Origin of the sequence: Specibacter sp. NPDC057265 (assembly GCF_042668835.1) — a bacterium.
In the GTDB taxonomy this organism is placed as follows: Bacteria; Actinomycetota; Actinomycetes; order Actinomycetales; family Micrococcaceae; genus Specibacter.
The window spans coordinates 37,195-56,610 of the sequence record NZ_JBHUYE010000012.1 but is presented as its reverse complement, the minus strand read 5'-3'; the positions used below and the strand labels follow the sequence as shown (position 1 = coordinate 56,610).

Here is a 19,416-nt window from a genome sequence, read left to right as displayed (position 1 = left end):
TAGGACACGCGGTCTATGACATGAGCACGGTAAATTCCAACTCCTGAGGAGTGAGCTGGTACTGCGGCAGCACTCCGGGTCCGCACGACGCCGTCCCCAGACCATGCACCGCTGCATCCAAGGTCAGGTGGATCATGCCGTCGGCCACCAAATCCGGCACGTGCGTGGCTGCCGCCAAAGCATGTTGGGACCACGGCCGTGCGGTGAAGCTGAACCCGCCTCCCGAGGCGCCGTCAACTGCACCCACCTCAGCTGCGGCGTCAAAGGTGATGCTGTGCCTGTTTTCTGGGGAAGCTGTCAACGTCAAGGAGGCAACGGCTGCCCGGGCACCGTTTTCCTGTGGCCGCACGTACGGCACCTGCAGTTCCTCCACCGTTGCGTTGAACCAGCCCCACCGCTGTGCCATCCCCGTGTCGGGATATTTTTGCCCGGGTCCCAATCCGGCCCAGGCCACGTTGTGCAACCCACCTGGCAGTTTGAAGTCAAAGCCCACCCGCGGCCAGGTCAGGCCCCAACCCGGCCCAGGCACCACACGCGCTGAGAGTTCCAGCCGGTCACCGTCGGACTTCCAGCGATAACTTACATCCACGTGTTGCCTGTCGATCGGGACACCATAATGCACCTGCACCGTCAAGGCGCCGGGCTCCTCTGTCATGGACACCAGCCGACCCTCCAGCAGGGGAAGACCTTCGGTCGCCCAGCGCTCGGCGTGGCGCGGGGTGCCGGGCAGCGCCCGGTCCTTGCCCCCGTCATTGTCCGTGGGCGCGCGCCACAGGTTCAGCCGCGGCCCATTGACCGGCAAACCCTTGAACGTCGTCAGCTCCCCCGTTGCCAAGCTAAAGGCCGCTGGCCCGAACGCCACGGATTTTTCCTTCAACACCGGCTTGATCATGGCTGCCACAGGGGCATGGGCGGCCACAACCGAACCGTGCTGCGCCCAGGCGAGCTCGTGCCCCGCCGGCGCCCACGGTTGTGGATGGGCCAGGGCAGCCGTCACAGTCAAAACGCGCTGGGTTCCCCGTTCGGCGCTCGCCTCCGCGGGAAGTTCGACGCCGGTTCGTGCACCCGCCGTCGTAATTGGCACCTCCAGCGCACCCGCCGCCGTCTCACCACCGGGTCCCTCGACCCGCCAACTGAAGGCCAAATGGGATACGTCGATGAAGTCATGTTTGTTGTGGATCTCCACCGCTGTCCAGGCATCATTGATGGACAGGCTCACGGGCTCAATGACCTTCTTGTAATCCAGCAGGGCCGGGCGTGGTTCCAAGTCGGCGGAGACCATGCCGTCAATGACAAAATTGCCGTCGTGGACGCGTTCCTGGAAGTCCCCGCCGTAGGCAAAATACGCCTCGCCGTCCGGGGTGCGCTGGCGGATGCCGTGCTCCATCCACTCCCAAACAAAGCCGCCCTGCAGCCGCGGATAAGTGTCGAACAAATCCTGGTACTCCTGCATTCCGCCGGGGCCGTTGCCCATGGCGTGCACGTACTCGCACAAGATGAACGGCAGGCTGCGGCGGCGGGCGTCCAATACCGGGTCCTCCAGCGGGGCTTCCCCGCCGCGGCCAATCGCCTCCAGTTCGCGCAGGCTCAGGTACATGCGCGAGTAGACATCCACATAGGGGCACTTGTCGTCCCCTTCATAGTGGACCAGCCGTTCCGGGTCGCGGGTCTTCGTCCAGGCAGCCATGGCGGCCAGGTTTTCACCCGTTCCGGATTCATTGCCCAAGGACCACATAATGACGCAGGGATGGTTCTTGTCGCGCTCCACCAGCCGCTGCATGCGGTCCAGGAGCGCGGCGCGGTACTGCGGTTCGGCGCTGGGGTTCCCTGCCCAGTCGGCAATCTCAAAACCATGGGTTTCATAGTCGCACTCGTTGATCAAATAAAAGCCCAGCTCATCGGCCAGATGCAACAGATCGGGATGCGGGGCGTAGTGCGCGGTACGGATGGCGTTGATGTTGTGGGCTTTCATTAGATGCAGCTCGCGCACCAACCGCTCCCGAGGCACCACCCGGCCCAGGTCCGGGTGGTGTTCGTGCCGGTTGACCCCGCGGAAAAGCACCGGCACGCCATTGACGTGGATCTGTGCATCCTCCACGGTGATGGTACGGAAACCGGTACGCAGACTCAACGTTTGGGCCGGCGTCGTAATGCCCACCTCATAGAGGGTGGGCGACTCGGCATTCCACCCATCCACCGCCCCGACGGTGGTGGGCGGAAGGGTCCCGTCGCTAAGTTCGGCGGTGAAGTTCAAGGCTGGGATGTGGACGTGGGCGCCGGGCTGAGGGGGGGCAAGTTCAATCCGCAGAACACCCTGGCCGTCGGCGGTGTAACCGGCATGAATGAAGACGTCGCGAACCGTGCCGGCGGGGCTTGCTTCCAGGCGCACGTCACGGAAGATGCCCGGCAACCACCACGCGTCCTGGTCCTCCAAGTAACTTGCCGCGGAAAACTGTGAAACCCGGACCACTAAAACGTTGCCGGTGGCGCGCAGGCCTGCCGTCACGTCAAACTCGTGGGGCAGTTTGGCTCCCCGAGTGGTCCCCAGCAGTGTGCCATTGAGCCAAATGGTGCCGGCGCTGTCGATCCCATTGAAACGAAGGATGGCCCCGTTCAGGAACTCCTCCGGGACGTCGAAGGTCAGGCGGTGGTCACCCACGGGATTGGCATCGGGAGTGAATGGCGGATCCAGCGGAAACGGAAACTGCACATTTGTGTAGGCAGGGCGGCCGTATCCGTGAAAGTTCCAGCTTGACGGGACCGCAATGGTGTCCCAGCCGGAATCGTCAAAGTCCTCCGCCTCGATGCCGAGGGGTGCCGCGGCCAGCGTGCCGGCGTAATGGAAGCGCCACATGCCGTTGAGCGTAAGCGTCGGCTGCCCGGCGTCCACGTGGGCCCGTGGGGGAAGGCCGCCCCTGCCCGGACCCGGGTTGTTCAGGTCCATGACCGATTCATAGGGGTGGGCAGCGAGGTTCGCGCCCGGGCGCGGGGTGCCCCCGAAGGTGGTCCTTGGTGCGGCGCGGTTCCTGGGCGGATGCGGGGTGTCCATGCGGTGCGTGTCCTCGTTTGGAAGTCTTTGTTGTGGTCATGGGAGGGCGGCGACGCGGCGCAGCACCTCAGCTTCAAAACGCTCAGTGGCGAGCTGGCTCGCTGCGGCCTGGGCAACGGCGTCGAAATTTTCCACTCCGCCGTCTTTGCGTGCAAGGCACTCAAGGACAACGAAACGGCCGTCGGGTCGCTGGACCGTGGTCTGCTGCCCCGGTGTGAGGGTGAGCGCTGCGGAGATGACCGCATCGTCTCCCTCCTGAAGCATGCGGACGTTGCTAGCATCGATCAGCACTTCCGAAGCTGCCAAAGCGCGCCCGTTTTCCCACTCGGCGGCTCTGACAGTGATCTCATCTTGCCGTGTGAAGTCACCTTGGTGGCGTTCGAAGTGGGCGCGGACCTCATCAAGTGGCAGTTCCTGCTGAATGTGGTCCCGGAGCTGTTGCTCGCGGCGTTCCACGTCTTCACGATAAAGGTCCCACAGCGACATGACGCGGGCACCATGGGAACTGCCGGCCGTCGACGCACCCGGCGCTGCTGGCGCTGTGGAGTTCGCGTAGGCGGTTTCCAACGCCCGGGCTGAGAAGGGTTCGTCGGGATTTAGTTCGGCGGACCAGCTTAAGACAGCAATGTCGCGGGCTTGATGCCGCACTTGATCCTCGGGACGGATACCCTCGGCGTACGCATAGAGTGACTGGACGGATCCCGCGATTTCCGCCGATGGGGAGGTCCCGACGGTTGCAGGGGAACAAGCTGCCAACACCGCCGCGAGGACACAGCCGACGACGGCAATGACCGGGCGCAGCACCCACCCGTCCGCCTGCAACCACCCGGCACGCATCAGGCCCGCTTCCCGGGGCGACGCAGCACTCCCCCCACGAGCAACAGCAGCACGGCAAACCCTGCAACTGCCAAGCCGAAGGTGCCGTTGACGCCGGTGAAGGCCAAGTTGCCAGTGTCAGAGGTGCCGGCCAGGACGGCAGTGCTCGCTTCTTCGGTGGCGCCACCACCATCCACGCCAGGAGTGATGACGCCATCCGTTGCCGCACCTGCACTGGGCGTGGCACCATTGGCTGCGTCCTCACCTGCCTCATCCGTGACTGTGGGCTCCGGCGTCGCCGTCGGCTCGGGCTCCGGCGTTGCCGTCGGCTCGGGATCGGGCGTCGCCGCCACGTACTGAATGGCACCGACAGTGAGGCCCTCCGCTGCGTCGCGGTTGACCGGCGCTCCGGCACCGGCGCTGGGAATCGGGTTGCCCAGAAAGTCCACACCGTAGCGGACGCCGTTTAGCGATGGCATGTTGTGGCCCGCGACGAAGTCAATGCTGTCTCCCTGCAAAGCGAGGCTGTGGACCTGTGTGGGGCTCAAATCACTGCGGTCGGTCACAGTGCCGCCGTAGTGGGCTACAACCGCCTCCGCGTTCAGGCCGGCATTGCGCAAAACAGAGGCTTCTGCCGGGACGTACCCGGCGAAGTGGTGGGCTGCATTGGCTCCGGTGAGCGGCGCCGTCGAATCTGTATTGTCCTCCGGAGCGCTTCCAACACCGGGAAGGCCCAGCTCGCCGATGATGGCGCGCTCCTCCTCGGCCGGGGCAGTGATCCCGCCGGCGTAAGCGTTGTTGAACAACTTGGCTTTGGTCTTCATCGTGGCGGCTTCACCCACGTAGAAGGCCTGACCGGCCGGGTAGTGGAAGACGTTGTTGAAGATGAACACCTCACGATTGCCCGTTCCGGCGGCCGAGTTGGCCAAATCCAGCACCCCGCCACGCGGTCCCTGCAGGGTTGTGGCGGAGTAGATGGTGTTGTTGTGGATCATGGTTCCGGCGGCCGTGCCGCGGGCAAACTCAAAGGTCTTGTCCGCATCGTTCTGGCTGATGTTGTACCGCACCGTTGGGGCCGTCTGCGGGAAGCCGTTCATGATCAACATGAAGCCGCCCTCGTTGTTGTGCGAGTAGTTGTACTGCATCACGGAATACGCCGACACGTGGTCAAGGTCCAATCCCTGGCCGTCCTGCACACCGTGGGTGTTGGAGACCTCGTTGTATTGGATCACCGAATTGGTGGTTTGGAACGGCCAAATCCCGGCGTTGTATCCGGTGTTTTGGTAGCGGGCGTGGCGCACCAGGTTGTACTCGATGAGGGCTCCGTCAGTGTCGCGGACCGTGATGGCGTCGCCGCCCACATGACGGAACTGATTGTCCCGAACCACCACACTGGTGGAGGGATACCAATTTAGCGGCGTATTGGGTGAATTGGTGAGCGATTGGTTGGACCAGACGGAGTCAACGAGCTTAATGCCGGAACGGTCCACGCGTTCAAACTTGTTGCCTTCAATGAGCACGTCGTCAAACTTGGTGGGAACACCCAAAATCTCGCCATTGACAATACTTCCGGCGACATTGAAGAAGATGCCGCCGTTCCACTTGGAGTTGAGGTTTCCGTTGACGTCGTGGATAAACAGATCGGTGAGGGAAATGCCGCGCAGCACCGCGAAGTCACGGGCCGAGACATTGACGGCACGCAGGATCTTTTCGCGGTTGTTGCTGGTGTTCAACCCAAACCGGGTGTCGAATTGCGCAGCCAGGTTGGTGATCTCCAGGCCGGAAATCTTAATGTGCTCTTGGTTATGCAGTGAGACGACGTTTTCCACCTCACCGGCACCATTGAGGCGTGGCCGAGCGCCATCACCAAAGGCGCCCACCATAATGGGCTCTTGTGCAGTGCCGGATCCGGTGAACTGCAGCACCGCGGCCTCGCCGTCAAAGACGCTGCCGCGCTTGAGCAGGATCTTGTCGCCGGGATGGAAATTGCGGTTGGCCTTCGCCAGGCTCCTCCAGGGCAGTTCGGGCGAGGTCCCGACGTTGGTGTCGCTGCCCGCTGCGGAGTCAATGTAGTACGTGGTTGCCGTTGTGCTTTGCGGCTCAAAGGTGGCCACGAGCGTAATGTCACCGGTGGTGCCCTCGGGGACCACGAACTGGCCGTCCGTCAGGGGCTTGCCGTTGAAGCTCATGCCCGTGAAGGCGAAGCCGCCCTTCGGGTAACTTTTCCAGGTCAGGACCGCGCCGGCGGAGGTCTTGTACTCATTGAGTACGACGGCGCCGCTGCTGCGGTCCGCGTCTGGCGCGCCGGCGTTGTTCACCTCGACGTGGGCTTTCACGTACACGGGGGTACGGGACACGACGACGTTGTCAAATGCCACCGGGGCGCCCGGGGTCATGTTGATGAGGGCCAGTGCCGGTGGAAGGCCAGACCAGTCCGCGGTGTCACGGCCAGCGTCGTCGCGGTTGGTGTAGGAGATCAGCGGGGTCCCGTTGGAGGAAACCGAGACGGTGTCTCCGGAGACATCGATCAGAATGCGGCGGGCGTTTTGGTCAAAGGCGTAGGCCGTGCTGGCCAGTTCCACGTTTCCGCCGGAGCTGTCGAGGCGGCGCAGCATGGCCTTGGAGCCATTGAGGGCCAGGACATAGCGATCGTTAAAGCCGCTGGCGCGGAAGGCGATCTGGGTGGTGCCGGCCGTCCCGTTGGCCTTGCGGACATCGAAGTCGATGCGGTAATTGGGCGGATCGGTCCAGTCGGCGCCGTCGGCCACTGCATAAGCGGCGCCCTGGGTGGGGGCGATGACCAACTGTCCGTCGGTGACGCTCAGCGTGTCCAAATCCGGGATGAGGTACTTGCCGTGGTCGTTGAGCGCGCCGTCGAAACGGTCCTTGAAGACGACGTTCGGGTCAACGGGTTCGGTGACGAACTTGGCAATGATGATAACGCTGCCGGTCTTGTCATTGAAAACAAAACGATTGTCGCTGATGGTCAGCAGACCATCCGTGCTGGTGTTGGTATCCGCCCGCTTTGACTCGTATCCGGCGAAGATGAAGCCGGGCTTGACGGTGTAGGAGAGAGTGACCGTATCACCTGGGTTGCCGGAGCTGCGGTTGGCGGTGAGCGTGCCGCCGGCGGTGGCGGGACCGCTGTCTGGAATCTGGTTGGTCTCGGTCGCGAGGTCAACGGTGTACGTCCCCACCGCTTCGGCTTCCTTGGTGGTGACACGGACATTGTCCACGCTGAAATCCTGGTTGGGGAACTGGCTGGCGAAAAGGAGCCGGCCCTGCGCCGCGGATGAGGTCCCGGTGTCGGCCGCGGTCAGCAGGAGCGCACCGTTGACCGATGCCCGCACCTGATCTCCGGTGACTTCGATGCTGACCTGGTGTGGTTCGCCGCCGGCATTTATGGCGAGGTCGGCGTTGACGGGGGCGCCGAGGATGGTGGTTCCGGCGCTGTCGACGCGTTCCAGGCGCATGACCTTTTTGGGCCCGTCAAGGGTCAGTTGATAACGCGATGCAGCAGACTCGGAGGCGAAGAAGGCAATTTTGACGGCGCTGTTGGTATTGCCAGGGTTAAGGAATAAATCCACGTCCAGCGTGAAGTTGTTTGAGAGGATCTCAGCCCTGGACAGGATCCGGTTTTCCGGGCCGCCGCCCTTGATAGTCGCCATGCCGCCGGTGAAGCTGATTTCCGCTGCAGCGTTGGCTTTGCCCGCCAGCCATTTCTCGCCATCGTTGGCTTCGAAATCGTCACTGAAAAGGACACGGGGTTCTGCATTCAGCACCTTTTCCGGCACCACTGAAGCGTCCGGTTCCATTATTGCCGGGGACGGGGGCGGGACTGCCATGGCGGTGCTGCTGAGCGGCAGCACACCAAGGCACATTGCCAATAGTCCCGAACTTGCCACCGAGACGAGGAGTTTACGATTCATTCTTGATAACCACCCATGCTTGCAGAATGCGGACACCCCACCTCTCCTCTGGAGATCTGGGGACAACAGCTACACGCCGTTCCTTTTGCGTATTCACTGCCTGAATGAATCACAGTGTTGGACAAGTCACATAGCTATGTATAAATAGACACAATGCCCGCTTGAGGATTACCTGTCAATAATGACGTCTTTATAGTACTTTGCACATAGTCAATGGCTGCCTTTACGGACAATGTGACGAGTTCCCGGGGGGGGCGCCGTTCATGGCACGCAAACTGCTGTAGGGAACCAGGACCCCCGCTTCCAGCAGTGCCGCTTGCTTAAGCGTGGCTGTGCCCTTTCCGAACCAATGGCAAACTGCAACGAGCGGCGCGTTCACTGCGAGCGGCATTCGTGCAACGAACCGCGATCCCCACCACTGCGCTGTTGACCGTCATGTTGCTGGTGCACGTTTCCCTGCTCGCAAGGACCTGCGCAGCACAGCGCCACGGGATTGCCCGGGCATGCCGGGCAGGCTGCCGGTCCTTTTGGCCATGCTCAAAACGGTCTGTGTAATGACTGCTGCGGGCCCCACGACCGGAAGATGCCACTCACGCCAAGCCTATTCAGCGCGGCTTGCGACCTGGGGGCGGTTTCATCCCGGTCACCAGCGGGCAATGGGCAGCACCCTTGCAGCAGTGGTGCTGCCCATTGCTTTGCTATTCGTGGTGGCATGGCCGGGGAGGCAGTGGCGGGTCCCCCGAGGGTTCCGAATCTAGGCCGGAAAATGCCCTTGTTCGAGCTGGACGTACTGCTCAAGCAGCTCCAGGGCGTGCGCACCGGCGCCGCCCTCCTGGTGCAGGGCGCGGCGGATGGCGTCAAGCTTCTGCGCACCCTCGGGAAATGGGGGCAGCAGGGGAACGTCGGGGTCGCTGTGCACATCGATGACCACGGGCCGGTCGGCGCTGAAAGCTTGCCGCCATGCATCCGCCAGGGCATCAGGGTCATCAACTTGGATCCCGCGCAGCCCCAGCAGCTCCGCGTAGCCGGCGAAGGGGAAATGTGGCAGCTGTTGGCTCGGTGCAAAGCGTGGATCACCTTCGGTTTCCCGTTGCTCCCAACTCACTTCAGCCAGGTCCCCGTTGTTGAAGACACAAACCACAAAACGCGGGTCCTTCCAGTCCCGCCAGCGGGCAGAAAGTGTGATGAGTTCAGCAACACCGCTCATCTGCATTCCGCCGTCGCCCGCCAACACCACCACCACCGGACGCCCTGGATGCAAAAGCTTCGCCGCCAGGCCGTAGGGCAGGCCACCGCCCATGCTGGCCAAAGTGCTGCAAAGGTGGGCGGGCACCCCGGGCGGCAAGACGAGCTGCCTGGCATACCAATACACGCAACTGCCCACGTCCAATGCCACTTGCGCATCGGAGGGCAGTTGCAGACCCAGTTCATGCACCACACGTTCGGGGTTGACGGGATCCGCCGAGACAAATGCCCGCTCCACACGCAACTCATCCCATGACGCCACAGCCTCGGACACTTCCTTGCGCCACGGCCCGCGGCGCCCGTTCGCGGCGGGCAGGAGCTCCAACAGCTCACGGAGGGTCGCGGCCGAGTCCCCCACCAACGCCACCTCCACGGGGTACCGGTTGCCGTGGCGCTGCGCTGAAATGTCAATCTGCACGGCCCGTGCCGCACCGGGCTTTGGATAAAACTCGGTCCAGGGATCGTTTGAGCCCACAATCAGCAGCCCGTCACAGCGATTGAGGACCGCAGCGCTCGCCGAGGTCCCCAAGTGCCCCATGACCCCGGCAACATAGGGCAAAGATTCATCAACATACGGTTTCCCCAGCAAACTGGTCACCACGGCCGCCCCCAGGCGCTCGGCGACCTGCTCGACCTCCTTTGCGGCCTGCCGCGCCCCCTGCCCCACCAGCAGCACAATGCGTTCACAGCCATTGAGCAGTTCAACTGCTGCATCGAGTTGGGCCTTCTTTGGCGTGACGTCAGCTGTCCCCCAAACGGCGGCCGTGGAAATCTGCGCATGTTCCCCGCTGGGCAACACCTCTGCCTGCTGCTGCACATCGTGCGGAAGGATCACCACGGTGGGCGAGGACGTGGCCAGCGCCGTCCGGAACGCCCTGTCAATGACGGCCGTAGCCTGATCCGGGGAGGATATTTGTTCACAGAACGCCGCTGCCACATCCTTGAACATGGCCAGGAGGTCAATTTCCTGCTGGTACTGGGAGCCCAGGGCACTCAAGTTCTGCTGCCCCACAATGGCGACCACGGGCATGCTGTCCAGCTTGGCGTCGTACAAACCGTTGAGCAGGTGCACGGCACCGGGCCCCTGGGTGGACACCATCACACCAATGTCCACTCCGCCGGCGGAGCCATCGTCCTCTTCTGCGCCCAGCTGCCCCAAAGCAAACTTTGAATGTGCCACAGCCATGAAGGCTGCAGCCTCCTCACGGCGGGCCTGCACAAATTCCGGCCCCTCGGGATGCCGCTGCAAGGCGCCCAACAAGGTGTTGATGCCGTCACCGCTGTACCCATAAAGCCGTTTAACGCCCCAGTCCACAAGACGGTCCACAATTGTATCCGCCACAAGCCGTTCCGCCACCGGTGTTCCTCCTTGTTTGTCGCTTCCCCGAACCAGCTGCCGCACCGCAGCTTGCCAGCGGCTGCCGTCACGGCCAATCTACGCACCGGCGGGCCGCGGTGGAAGGGAGGCCGGTGAATATTTTGCCTTTGCCCAAGGTGCCAGGCACCACACCCGCCCTGCCCGGCCCCCGGCCGGAGCGGCAGCGGAAACGGGGCAGGCAACTGCATCCGGGGCAAATTGTGGCGGCTTGGCCGACGCGGGATGCTGGAAGTCCGCCGGACATCCTGAGCCTTGCTACAGTATTCAGCATGCCAAAGAAAGCGCTTTCCCATACCGCCGCCAGTGTAAATGGGTCCCAGCCGGTTCGATCCGTGCTCCGGCTTTTACTTCGACGCCCCGGGCGGATGACCGTGGCTGTCCTCGCCTTCGCCATGAAGGAGATTCCCATGTGGTTCCTCCCGGTGATCACGGCGGCGGTCATCGACATTGTGACGGTGGGCGGGGAGGTGGAATCGGTGCTGTGGTGGAGCGTGGTTGCTGCGGCCCTGCTGTTGCAGAACTACCCGAACCACATCATCTACACCCGCAATTTCATGACGGTGGTCCGTGACACCGGTTCTGAACTGCGCAACGTGCTGGCCGCCCGGCTGCAAAGTTTGTCGATTGGCTACCATACGCGCGTCAACTCCTCGATCGTGCAGACCAAGGTGGTGCGTGATGTGGAGAACGTCGAGCTGATGCTGCAGCAGGTCACCCACCCGCTGCTGTCCTCGATCATGGTGATGGCAGGTGCCCTGACCATGACGGCCGTGGCCGTGCCCCAGTTCCTGCCCGTGTATGCCCTCACGGTGCCGATTGCCATCGGCATCCGTTTTGGCATGCGAAACCGCTCGCGCTCCCGCAATGAGACCTTCCGCCTTGAGGTGGAGGGCTTTGCGGCACGGGTGGGTGAAATGGCATCACTGATCCCCGTGACGAGGGCCCACGGGCTGGAAAAGACGGCTGTGAACCGGGTCGCCAGCAGTGCCGCCGGGGTGCGGCATGCAGGACTGCACCTGGACATGCTCAACGGCCATGTGGCGTCCATTTCCTGGGTCACCATGCAGCTGCTCGGTGTTGGCTGCCTGGTCCTGGCTGCCGTGTTCTCCCTGACAGGTTTCCTTCCCATCTCTGCCGGCGAGGTGGTGTTGCTGTCAACATATTTCGCACTCCTGACGCAGGGTCTGACCCAATTACTGATGCTGATTCCCGTGGGTGCGCGCGGGCTCGAATCCGTGCGTTCCATTGCCGAGGTGCTGGAGGAACCGGATCTGGAGCAGAATGAGGGCAAACGGCCGGTTGAGCAGCTGTCAGGGAATCTGCGGCTTGAAGCTGTGAGCCAGCGGTACCCGGACTCCGAGGTTGACGCCATCCACGGCCTCGACCTGGATATCCGGGCCGGGGAGACCGTGGCCTTTGTCGGCTCATCCGGATCCGGCAAGTCAACGCTGCTGAATCTGGTGCTCGGTTTTGTGCGCCCCACCAGCGGACGGATCCTGCTGGACGGGATGGACATGCAGCTTCTGGACATGCGCACCGCCCGCCGCTTTGTCTCGGTGGTGCCCCAGGAGTCCGTGTTGTTTGAAGGCAGCATCCGCGACAACATTGCCTACGGCCTCCCGCAGCTGGAGGACGAGCGGATCCGTGCCGCCCTCCAGGACGCCAACGTCCTGGATTTTGTGCAGGGACAAGCGGAGGGCTGGGACACCATTGTCGGCGAGCGCGGTGCGCGACTGTCGGGAGGGCAGCGTCAGCGGCTGGCCATTGCCCGGGCCCTGGTGCGCGACCCCCGCATCCTGCTGCTGGATGAGGCCACCAGCGCATTGGACCCGGAATCCGAACAGCTCGTCAAGGACGCACTGGTGCGCCTGATGGAGGGACGCACCACCTTGGTGGTGGCCCACCGCCTTTCCACGATCCGGCAGGCCGATCGCATTGTGGTTTTGGAACATGGCGAAATTGTTGAAATTGGCACCCATGAAGAGTTGCTGGCCCGTTCCGGACGCTACGCCCAACTGCATGAAACCCAGGTGGGCTCCAACAGCTGAGCGCCATCTGCGCAGCAGTCTGCCCTCCAGGCTGTCCACAACCACCATCGGACGCCTGGCGCAATGGCACGGCGTCCCTGGCCTGCTTCTTGAGCTTTACCGGGTGGGAAGCGACGCCCCAACTGATCGAGGCGAAGGTTTCAAGACCATCGTGGACCACTTCCGGAACCGGCCGTGCCGCAACACATCAAGGTGAATGGGTGGATATCAACTGCCACCCATGCGCTTGGTGATCAAACGCGCAGTCCGTGCACAGGCTTCCCCCAGGTCGTGCAGGCGGTCCGGGGACACCCGGAACCGCGGTGCGGGGATAAGCACGGCAGCGACCGGATGGCCGCGATGGTCGTAGACGGGGGCGGCCACGCCCACCTCATCCAGGGATGATTCGCCGTAGTTGGTGGCATACCCAAGTTTTGCCCAGCCGGCGAGCCTCAGCAGGTACGCTTCAATTCCCACGTCGTCCACGCCGGCAAAGGTGATTGCGCCACTTCGGATGAGCTCCCGAACCCGCGCTTCGGGCTCCAATCCCAAAAAGATCTGAACTGAAGCGCTCATGGCATCCTGGTACAGGGCCCCCAAGGGGGTGGTGTGCTTGATTTGTTGTGGACTGGCGATTTGCTCAACACACATGGCTGCGTTGCCGTTCCAAACCATCAGGGCACTGGTCTCGGCGGTCAGTTCCGTCAGTTGACGCAGCAAGGGATACGCCACCTTGCGTTCCTCCAGTTCGGCCAGCAGTGGCCCCGCCACGGCGATCAGGCCCAACCCCAGTTTGTAACGGCGCGAGCTGGGATCACGTTCAACCAATTCTTCCTGTTCCAAGGTGGCAAGAATCCGCGAGATCGTGCTCTTGTGCATGCCCACCCGCAGTGCTATCTCGGTGACGCCCAATAAAGGCTCTTCAGCCGAGAAACAACGCAGAACCGCAATGGCATTGACGATCACAGAGGCGCCGCGGGTATCGGCGCCGGGGCTGTTGGTCCCGGTTGTCTTCGCTGAAGTCGTCATGACCACCATCTTTCCCTATTGCCATCCGGATGCTCACATCCCGGCTGCGGCAGCGCTTGCCGCCGCAGCCGGAGCCCCCTTATGCGTTGATGATGTTGTGTTCCGGGCCGAAGGGGAACTTTGTAATGTTCTCGGCACCATCCTCGCCTACCACCAGGATGTCGTGCTCACGGTAACCGCCCGCGCCGGGCTGGCCGTCCTGGACGGTAATCATCGGTTCCATGGACACCACCATGCCCGGCTCCAGGACCGTGTCAATGTCTTCGCGGAGTTCCAGACCGGCCTCGCGTCCGTAATAGTGTGACAAAACGCCAAAGGAATGTCCGTAACCGAAGGTGCGGCTGGCCAGCAGTCCATGGTCCACATAGATCTCGTTCAGCTCTGCGGCTATGTCCTTGCATACGGCTCCGGGCTTGATCAGTTCCAGACCGCGGCGGTGGACTTCGACGTTGACGTTCCACAACTCCAGCGAGCGGGCGTCGGGTTCGCCCAGGAACAAGGTCCGCTCCAACGCTGTGTAGTAGCCACTGGTCATCGGGAAGCAGTTCAGTGACAGGATGTCGTGTTCCTGGAGCTTGCGCGTCGTAGCCCAGTTGTGGGCGCCGTCGGTGTTGATTCCGGATTGGAACCATACCCAGGTGTCGCGGATTTCGGAGTTGGGGAAGGTTCGGGCAATCTCATGCACCATCGCTTCGGTTCCGATCAGAGCCACCTCGTATTCGCTGATTCCGGCCTTGATGGCCCTGCGGATGGCTTCACCCCCAAGGTCTCCAATCCTGGCCCCGTGCTTAATGACGGCTATTTCCTCCGCCGACTTGATCATGCGCTGGCGCATGGCCTCCTGTGCCACATCCACGAGCACAGCCCCGTCGAAGGCGGCCTGAATCTTATTGCGGTTGTCCAGCGGCAGGGAGTCGTCCTCAACGCCAAGGCGGCGAACCGTGATGCCGCGGGTGCGCAGCGATTCCTGGATTGCAAAGATGTAATTGTCGCGGCGCCAATCCGTGTAGACAATGTTCTCGCCATATCCCCGCCGCCACGGCATGCCGGCGTCAATGTTTGCCGTGACGGTGACTGTGTCATTCTGGGTGACGACCATGGCGTAGGAACGGCCAAATGAAGTGAAGAGGAAGTCCGAGTAGTACTTGATGCCGTGATAGCTCGTCAGGACCACCGCGTCGAGCTCCTTCGCGGCCATGATGCTGCGCAGCCCGTGAAGGCGTCGTTCCATTTCGGTGTCCGAAAAGGTGAGTTCCGTTTTCCGTCCATTGTGCAGGACCTTCAGACGCTCCAGCTCGGCAACGGTGCTGGCTGTTTCGGGCGTGGTGATGCTCATGGTGGCTCCTTGTTGATCGTGCAGGTGATTGTCTTTATCAGGAAAAATGGCGTGCGGTTGCGTTGCCTACTGCTTCAGCGCAGTCTTGGAACTTTCCTTCGCCAGCGAGACCGCTAGGAGGGATACGACGGCGGCAGCCATCAAGTACCAGCCGGGGGCGATATCGGAACCGCTGACATTGATCAGCAGTGTCGAGACGAACAATGCAGTGCCGCCAAAGAGGGCGTTGGTGAGATTGAAACTGACGGCAAATCCGCTGTAGCGGACTTTGGTGGGGAACAATTCGGCGAGGAAGCTGGGCAGCGTTCCATCATTGAGCGTCAACATTGCGCCAAGGAGGATTTGGACCAGAAGGATCGCCAGGAAGTTGCCCGTGCCCAGAAGCATGAAGGCTGGCACTGTCAGCAGCACAAAGGAAATCGATGCCGTCATCAGAACACGCTTGCGACCGTATTTGTCCGATGCCATGCCGGTGAGGAAGATGAAACCAATGTAGGTTGCGAGGGCCACAGTGGTGGCTAAGAATGAAAGGGAGGCATCCAGGCCCACCACTTCGCTGAGATAGGTGGGCATGTAACTGAGCACCACGTAGAAACCCACGGCATTGAGGACCACGGCACCGACCGCGATCAGCAGTGGCCGCCACTGTTCCTTGAACAAGGAAAGCACAGGGGCTTTGATTGCTTCATCCTCTTTTTCCAGGGCGAGAAATGCCGGGGTGTCCTCCAATTTCACGCGGATGTAACGGCCAATGAGCCCCATGGGCGCAGCGAGCAGGAACGGCAGCCGCCAGCCCCAGGAATTCAGCTGCTCCGGGGTCATGACCACCGTGAGCAGCAGGGCTATGAGGGAACCGAGCAGCAAGCCGGTGGCGGTGCTGGCCGGAACCACGGCTGCGTAGAGGCCGCGGCGGTTCGCCGGTGCGTACTCGACGAGGAAGGCCGAGGCGCCGGCATATTCACCGGCAGCTGAGAACCCTTGGACAACACGGATGATCAGCAGCAGTATGGGCGCCCAAATGCCGATGATGTTGTAGTCAGGGATTAAGGCGATGGCGAACGTTGCTGCTGACATGATCAGAATCGACAGGGACAAGGCGTTCTTGCGTCCCACCCGGTCGCCAATGTGTCCCCAGATAAAGCCGCCGACGGGACGGACAAAGAAGGAGATGGCAAACAATCCAAAGGTGAGCAGGAGCGCTGTTTGCTTGTCCGCTTCGGGAAAGAAGACGTGCGAGATGGTGACGGCCAGGTAGCCGTACACGGCGTAGTCAAACCACTCCACGAAGTTGCCAATGAAGCTGGCGCTCACCACCCGGCGCAGGGTGCTCTTGGACACCCCGTGGTCGTAATGGGGGTTGGGTTGGCCGCTGAGACTGGTAGCTGTCGAAGGCGATGGCATCGTCGCTGCGCTTCCGAAGCCGGGGGGTTGCTGATTTGTCATGTGATCCACCAAAGGTTTGGGGTTGCATCCAACGCAACGCTGTTGCACCAGATTATGTGTGGTCCAGATCACCGTCAAGGGTTTAGTTAGAAAGTTCCCAAAGAATATTGGTCGATAAGAAAAACCAATCTGGATTGCCTGGGGCTATTGACGCACGTCACATTTGGCGCCTAACGTTGCATTCAACGCAACGTTGTTGCACTGATAGCGACATTACAAAGGAATGATGATGACGTTCACCCTTAGTGACTCCTTGGCAGGCACCGACGCGGAAGTTGATGCGGCCATCACGGCCGAGCTCCATCGCCAGCAATCCACGCTGGAGATGATCGCCTCTGAAAACTTTGCCCCCGCCTCCGTCATGGAAGCCCAGGGATCGGTATTGACCAATAAATACGCCGAAGGGTACCCGGGCAAGAGGTACTACGGGGGCTGTGAACACGTCGACGTGATTGAACAGTTGGCCATCGACAGGATCAAGGCGCTCTTTGGCGCCGAGGCTGCCAATGTCCAGCCGCACTCCGGGGCGCAGGCCAATGCCGCGGCCATGTCGGCGCTGCTTGAGCCAGGCGACACCATCCTTGGACTGGATCTGGCCCACGGCGGACACCTCACCCACGGCATGCGGCTGAACTTCTCCGGCAAGCTGTACAAGGTAATTCCCTACCATGTGCGCGAATCCGACATGCGCGTGGACATGGCCGAGGTGGAGGCCTTGACCTTGGAACACCGGCCCAAGCTGATGGTGGCCGGTTGGTCCGCCTACACCCGCCAGTTGGACTTCGCCGAGTTCCGCCGCATTGCGGATCTGGTGGGCGCGTACTTGATGGTGGACATGGCCCACTTCGCCGGGCTCGTGGCTGCCGGCCTGCACCCAAATCCTGTGCCCCATGCCCATATTGTCACCACCACCACGCACAAGACCCTCGGCGGTCCCCGTGGCGGCGTCATCCTCAGCAAGCAATCCCTGGCCCGCAAAATCAACTCTGCCGTGTTCCCCGGACAGCAGGGCGGGCCGCTGGAGCACGTCATTGCCGCCAAGGCCGTGGCGTTTAAAATTGCCGCCTCCCCCAGCTTCAAGGAGCGCCAGGAACGGACCCTGGAGGGCGCCCGCATCCTCGCGGAGCGCCTGCTCGCCCCCGACGTCGCCGAGCACGGCATTTCAGTGGTGGGTGGCGGCACCGACGTTCACCTGGTCCTGGTGGACCTGCGCAACTCCGCACTGGACGGCCAGCAGGGCGAGGACAGATTGCACCGGATCGGCATCACCGTCAACCGCAACGCCGTCCCCTTTGACCCCCGCCCGCCCATGGTGTCCTCCGGGCTGCGCATTGGCACCCCGGCGCTGGCCACCCGCGGCTTCGGCGCGGCCGAGTTCACGGAGGTCGCGGACATCATTGCCGAGGCCATCAAGGGCGAGCTCAGTGAGGAATCCGCCGTGCTGCTCCGTGACCGGGTGGCCATCCTGGCCGAAAAGTTTCCGCTTTACCCCCACCTTAACGGCGCTGCCCCATCCACCACCGCCGCAACCACCCCGAACGGAGCCGCACTGTGAGCGCAGACCACCTTCCGGAGCACCCAGAGTTCCTGTGGCGCAACCCAAATCCCAAAAAATCCTACGACGCCGTGATAGTTGGCGGCGGCGGCCACGGCCTGGCGACGGCGTATTTCCTGGCAAAAAACCACGGCATGACCAACATTGCCATCCTGGAGAAGGGGTGGCTGGCCGGTGGAAACATGGCCCGCAACACCACCATCATCCGCTCCAACTACCTGTGGGATGAAAGTGCCGCCATTTATGAGCACTCCCTGAAGCTGTGGGAAATCCTGCCCGAGGAACTTGACTATGACTTCCTGTTCAGCCAGCGCGGGGTCATGAACCTGGCCCACACCCTGGGCGACGTGCGCGAAAGCATGCGCCGGGTGGGGGCAAACCAGCTCAATGGCGTTGACGCCGAATGGCTGGATCCACAGCAGGTCAAGGAACTCTGCCCCATCCTGAACATCAACGACAACATCCGCTACCCCGTCATGGGTGCCACCTATCAACCACGTGCCGGCATTGCCAAGCACGACCACGTGGCCTGGGCGTTTGCCCGCAAGTGCGACGAGCTCGGCGTGGACATCATCCAAAACTGCGAGGTCACGGGCTTTATCAAGGACGGTGACAGGGTCACGGGCGTGCAAACCAGCCGCGGGACCATCAACACGGAAAAGGTGGGGTTGTGCGCGGCCGGGCACAGCTCGGTGCTGGCGGAAATGGCGGGCTTCAAGCTCCCCATCCAGTCACACCCGCTGCAGGCCCTGGTGTCGGAACTGCACGAACCCGTGCACCCCACAGTGGTCATGTCCAACCACGTGCATGTCTACGTGTCCCAGGCCCACAAGGGCGAACTCGTCATGGGCGCCGGCGTGGACTCCTACAACGGCTACGGCCAGCGCGGATCCTTCCACGTGATCGAAGAGCAGATGGCGGCCGCCGTCGAACTGTTCCCCATTTTCGCCAGGGCACACGTACTGCGCACCTGGGGCGGGATTGTGGACACCACCATGGACGCCTCCCCCATTGTGGGGGCCACGCCCGTGGAGAACATGTTCGTGAACTGCGGCTGGGGAACGGGCGGCTTCAAGGGCACCCCCGCGGCCGGGCTGACGTTTGCGCACACCATCGCCACCGGCTCCCCGCACGAGCTCAACAAGCCCTTCTCGCTGGAGCGCTTTGAAACCGGCGCCCTCATCGACGAACACGGCGCCGCAGCCGTGGCCCACTAACCGGCCCCCACACGAAAGACCAGGCACCCACCATGTTGTTGTTCACCTGCCCCAACTGCGGGCCACGCAACGAAACTGAATTCCACTACGGCGGACAAGCCCACGTGGCCTACCCGCCGCAACCGGAGAAGCTCTCCGACCGGGAATGGGCAGAATACCTCTTTTACCGCCACAACACCAAGGGCCTGTTCGCCGAGCGGTGGGTGCACAGCACCGGCTGCCGCAAATGGTTCAACATGGTCCGCGACACCGTCAGTTATGAAATCCAGGCCGTCTACGGAGTGGGCGAAGCAGCACCGGAAGGCCTGAGCGCCCCACCGGCCGCACAGGCCAAGTCCCAGCCCCTGGCACCGGCCGAGGCCGGCCCCACCACAGCATCGGAAGGCGCGTAA

11 protein-coding genes are annotated in these 19,416 nt (G+C 62.4%); 4 read left to right on the top strand and 7 right to left on the bottom strand.

Features of this window, described 5'->3' with window-relative positions:
- Window positions 1-13: 13 nt before the first annotated feature.
- The 4 genes from ACFUCV_RS10250 to ACFUCV_RS10235 all read right to left on the bottom strand — a co-directional run bounded on the left by ACFUCV_RS10250 (window position 14) and on the right by ACFUCV_RS10235 (window position 10,396).
- A complete protein-coding gene (locus ACFUCV_RS10250; RefSeq protein ID WP_380815229.1) occupies window positions 14-3,049 on the bottom strand; it encodes a glycoside hydrolase family 2 TIM barrel-domain containing protein in 3,036 nt (1,011 codons plus the stop codon).
- Between the two features lie 36 nt (window positions 3,050-3,085).
- The gene (locus tag ACFUCV_RS10245) at window positions 3,086-3,886 is read right to left on the bottom strand and encodes a hypothetical protein (protein WP_380815228.1); all 801 of its coding nucleotides are present in this window, start codon (window positions 3,884-3,886) and stop codon (window positions 3,086-3,088) included.
- Window positions 3,886-7,794, bottom strand: coding sequence for a right-handed parallel beta-helix repeat-containing protein (locus ACFUCV_RS10240; RefSeq protein WP_380815227.1), 3,909 nt, complete (start codon window positions 7,792-7,794; stop codon window positions 3,886-3,888). Before ACFUCV_RS10240 ends, ACFUCV_RS10245 begins: the two co-directional genes overlap by 1 nt.
- Before the next feature lie 754 nt (window positions 7,795-8,548).
- Window positions 8,549-10,396, bottom strand: coding sequence for a thiamine pyrophosphate-requiring protein (locus tag ACFUCV_RS10235; RefSeq protein WP_380815225.1), 1,848 nt, complete (start codon window positions 10,394-10,396; stop codon window positions 8,549-8,551).
- Between the two features lie 290 nt (window positions 10,397-10,686).
- Here ACFUCV_RS10235 and ACFUCV_RS10230 point away from each other — a divergent pair, with 290 nt between their 5' ends.
- Window positions 10,687-12,465, top strand: a complete 1,779-nt coding sequence (locus tag ACFUCV_RS10230) for an ABC transporter ATP-binding protein (protein ID WP_380815223.1) — start codon at window positions 10,687-10,689, stop codon at window positions 12,463-12,465.
- A gap of 207 nt (window positions 12,466-12,672) precedes the next feature.
- Here the strand turns inward: ACFUCV_RS10230 and ACFUCV_RS10225 are convergent, their stop codons facing one another.
- The 3 genes from ACFUCV_RS10225 to ACFUCV_RS10215 all read right to left on the bottom strand — a co-directional run bounded on the left by ACFUCV_RS10225 (window position 12,673) and on the right by ACFUCV_RS10215 (window position 16,210).
- Window positions 12,673-13,482, bottom strand: a complete 810-nt coding sequence (locus ACFUCV_RS10225) for an IclR family transcriptional regulator (protein WP_380815222.1) — start codon at window positions 13,480-13,482, stop codon at window positions 12,673-12,675.
- A gap of 70 nt (window positions 13,483-13,552) precedes the next feature.
- On the bottom strand, window positions 13,553-14,809 hold the full coding sequence (locus ACFUCV_RS10220; RefSeq protein ID WP_380815220.1) for an aminopeptidase P family protein: 1,257 nt from the start codon (window positions 14,807-14,809) through the stop codon (window positions 13,553-13,555).
- A 66-nt stretch (window positions 14,810-14,875) separates the two neighbouring features.
- Window positions 14,876-16,210 carry an MFS transporter gene (locus tag ACFUCV_RS10215; RefSeq protein ID WP_380815277.1) on the bottom strand — a complete coding sequence of 445 codons (1,335 nt, stop codon included), beginning with the start codon at window positions 16,208-16,210 and terminating at the stop codon, window positions 14,876-14,878.
- A 271-nt stretch (window positions 16,211-16,481) separates the two neighbouring features.
- Between ACFUCV_RS10215 and glyA the strand changes: the two genes are divergently transcribed.
- From glyA to ACFUCV_RS10200, 3 genes are read left to right on the top strand one after another with little or no spacing between them, the layout of a single operon-like run.
- Entirely contained in the window at window positions 16,482-17,807 is a 1,326-nt protein-coding gene (gene glyA, locus ACFUCV_RS10210; RefSeq protein WP_380815219.1) for a serine hydroxymethyltransferase, read from the top strand.
- A complete protein-coding gene (locus ACFUCV_RS10205; RefSeq protein ID WP_380815217.1) occupies window positions 17,804-19,024 on the top strand; it encodes a sarcosine oxidase subunit beta family protein in 1,221 nt (406 codons plus the stop codon). Before glyA ends, ACFUCV_RS10205 begins: the two co-directional genes overlap by 4 nt.
- 32 nt (window positions 19,025-19,056) lie before the next feature.
- Window positions 19,057-19,416 carry a sarcosine oxidase subunit delta gene (locus tag ACFUCV_RS10200; RefSeq protein WP_380815216.1) on the top strand — a complete coding sequence of 120 codons (360 nt, stop codon included), beginning with the start codon at window positions 19,057-19,059 and terminating at the stop codon, window positions 19,414-19,416.

Excerpts from the sequence above, each read along its gene's own strand:
- ACFUCV_RS10250 (WP_380815229.1), bottom strand. The coding sequence starts at position 3,049 with ATGGACACCCCGCATCCGCCCAGGAACCGCGCCGCACCAAGGACCACC.
- ACFUCV_RS10245 (WP_380815228.1), bottom strand. The coding sequence starts at position 3,886 with ATGCGTGCCGGGTGGTTGCAGGCGGACGGGTGGGTGCTGCGCCCGGTC.
- ACFUCV_RS10240 (WP_380815227.1), bottom strand. The coding sequence starts at position 7,794 with ATGAATCGTAAACTCCTCGTCTCGGTGGCAAGTTCGGGACTATTGGCA.
- ACFUCV_RS10230 (WP_380815223.1), top strand. The coding sequence starts at position 10,687 with ATGCCAAAGAAAGCGCTTTCCCATACCGCCGCCAGTGTAAATGGGTCC.
- ACFUCV_RS10225 (WP_380815222.1), bottom strand. The coding sequence starts at position 13,482 with ATGGTGGTCATGACGACTTCAGCGAAGACAACCGGGACCAACAGCCCC.
- ACFUCV_RS10220 (WP_380815220.1), bottom strand. The coding sequence starts at position 14,809 with ATGAGCATCACCACGCCCGAAACAGCCAGCACCGTTGCCGAGCTGGAG.
- ACFUCV_RS10215 (WP_380815277.1), bottom strand. The coding sequence starts at position 16,210 with ATGCCATCGCCTTCGACAGCTACCAGTCTCAGCGGCCAACCCAACCCC.
- glyA (WP_380815219.1), top strand. The coding sequence starts at position 16,482 with ATGACGTTCACCCTTAGTGACTCCTTGGCAGGCACCGACGCGGAAGTT.
- ACFUCV_RS10200 (WP_380815216.1), top strand. The coding sequence starts at position 19,057 with ATGTTGTTGTTCACCTGCCCCAACTGCGGGCCACGCAACGAAACTGAA.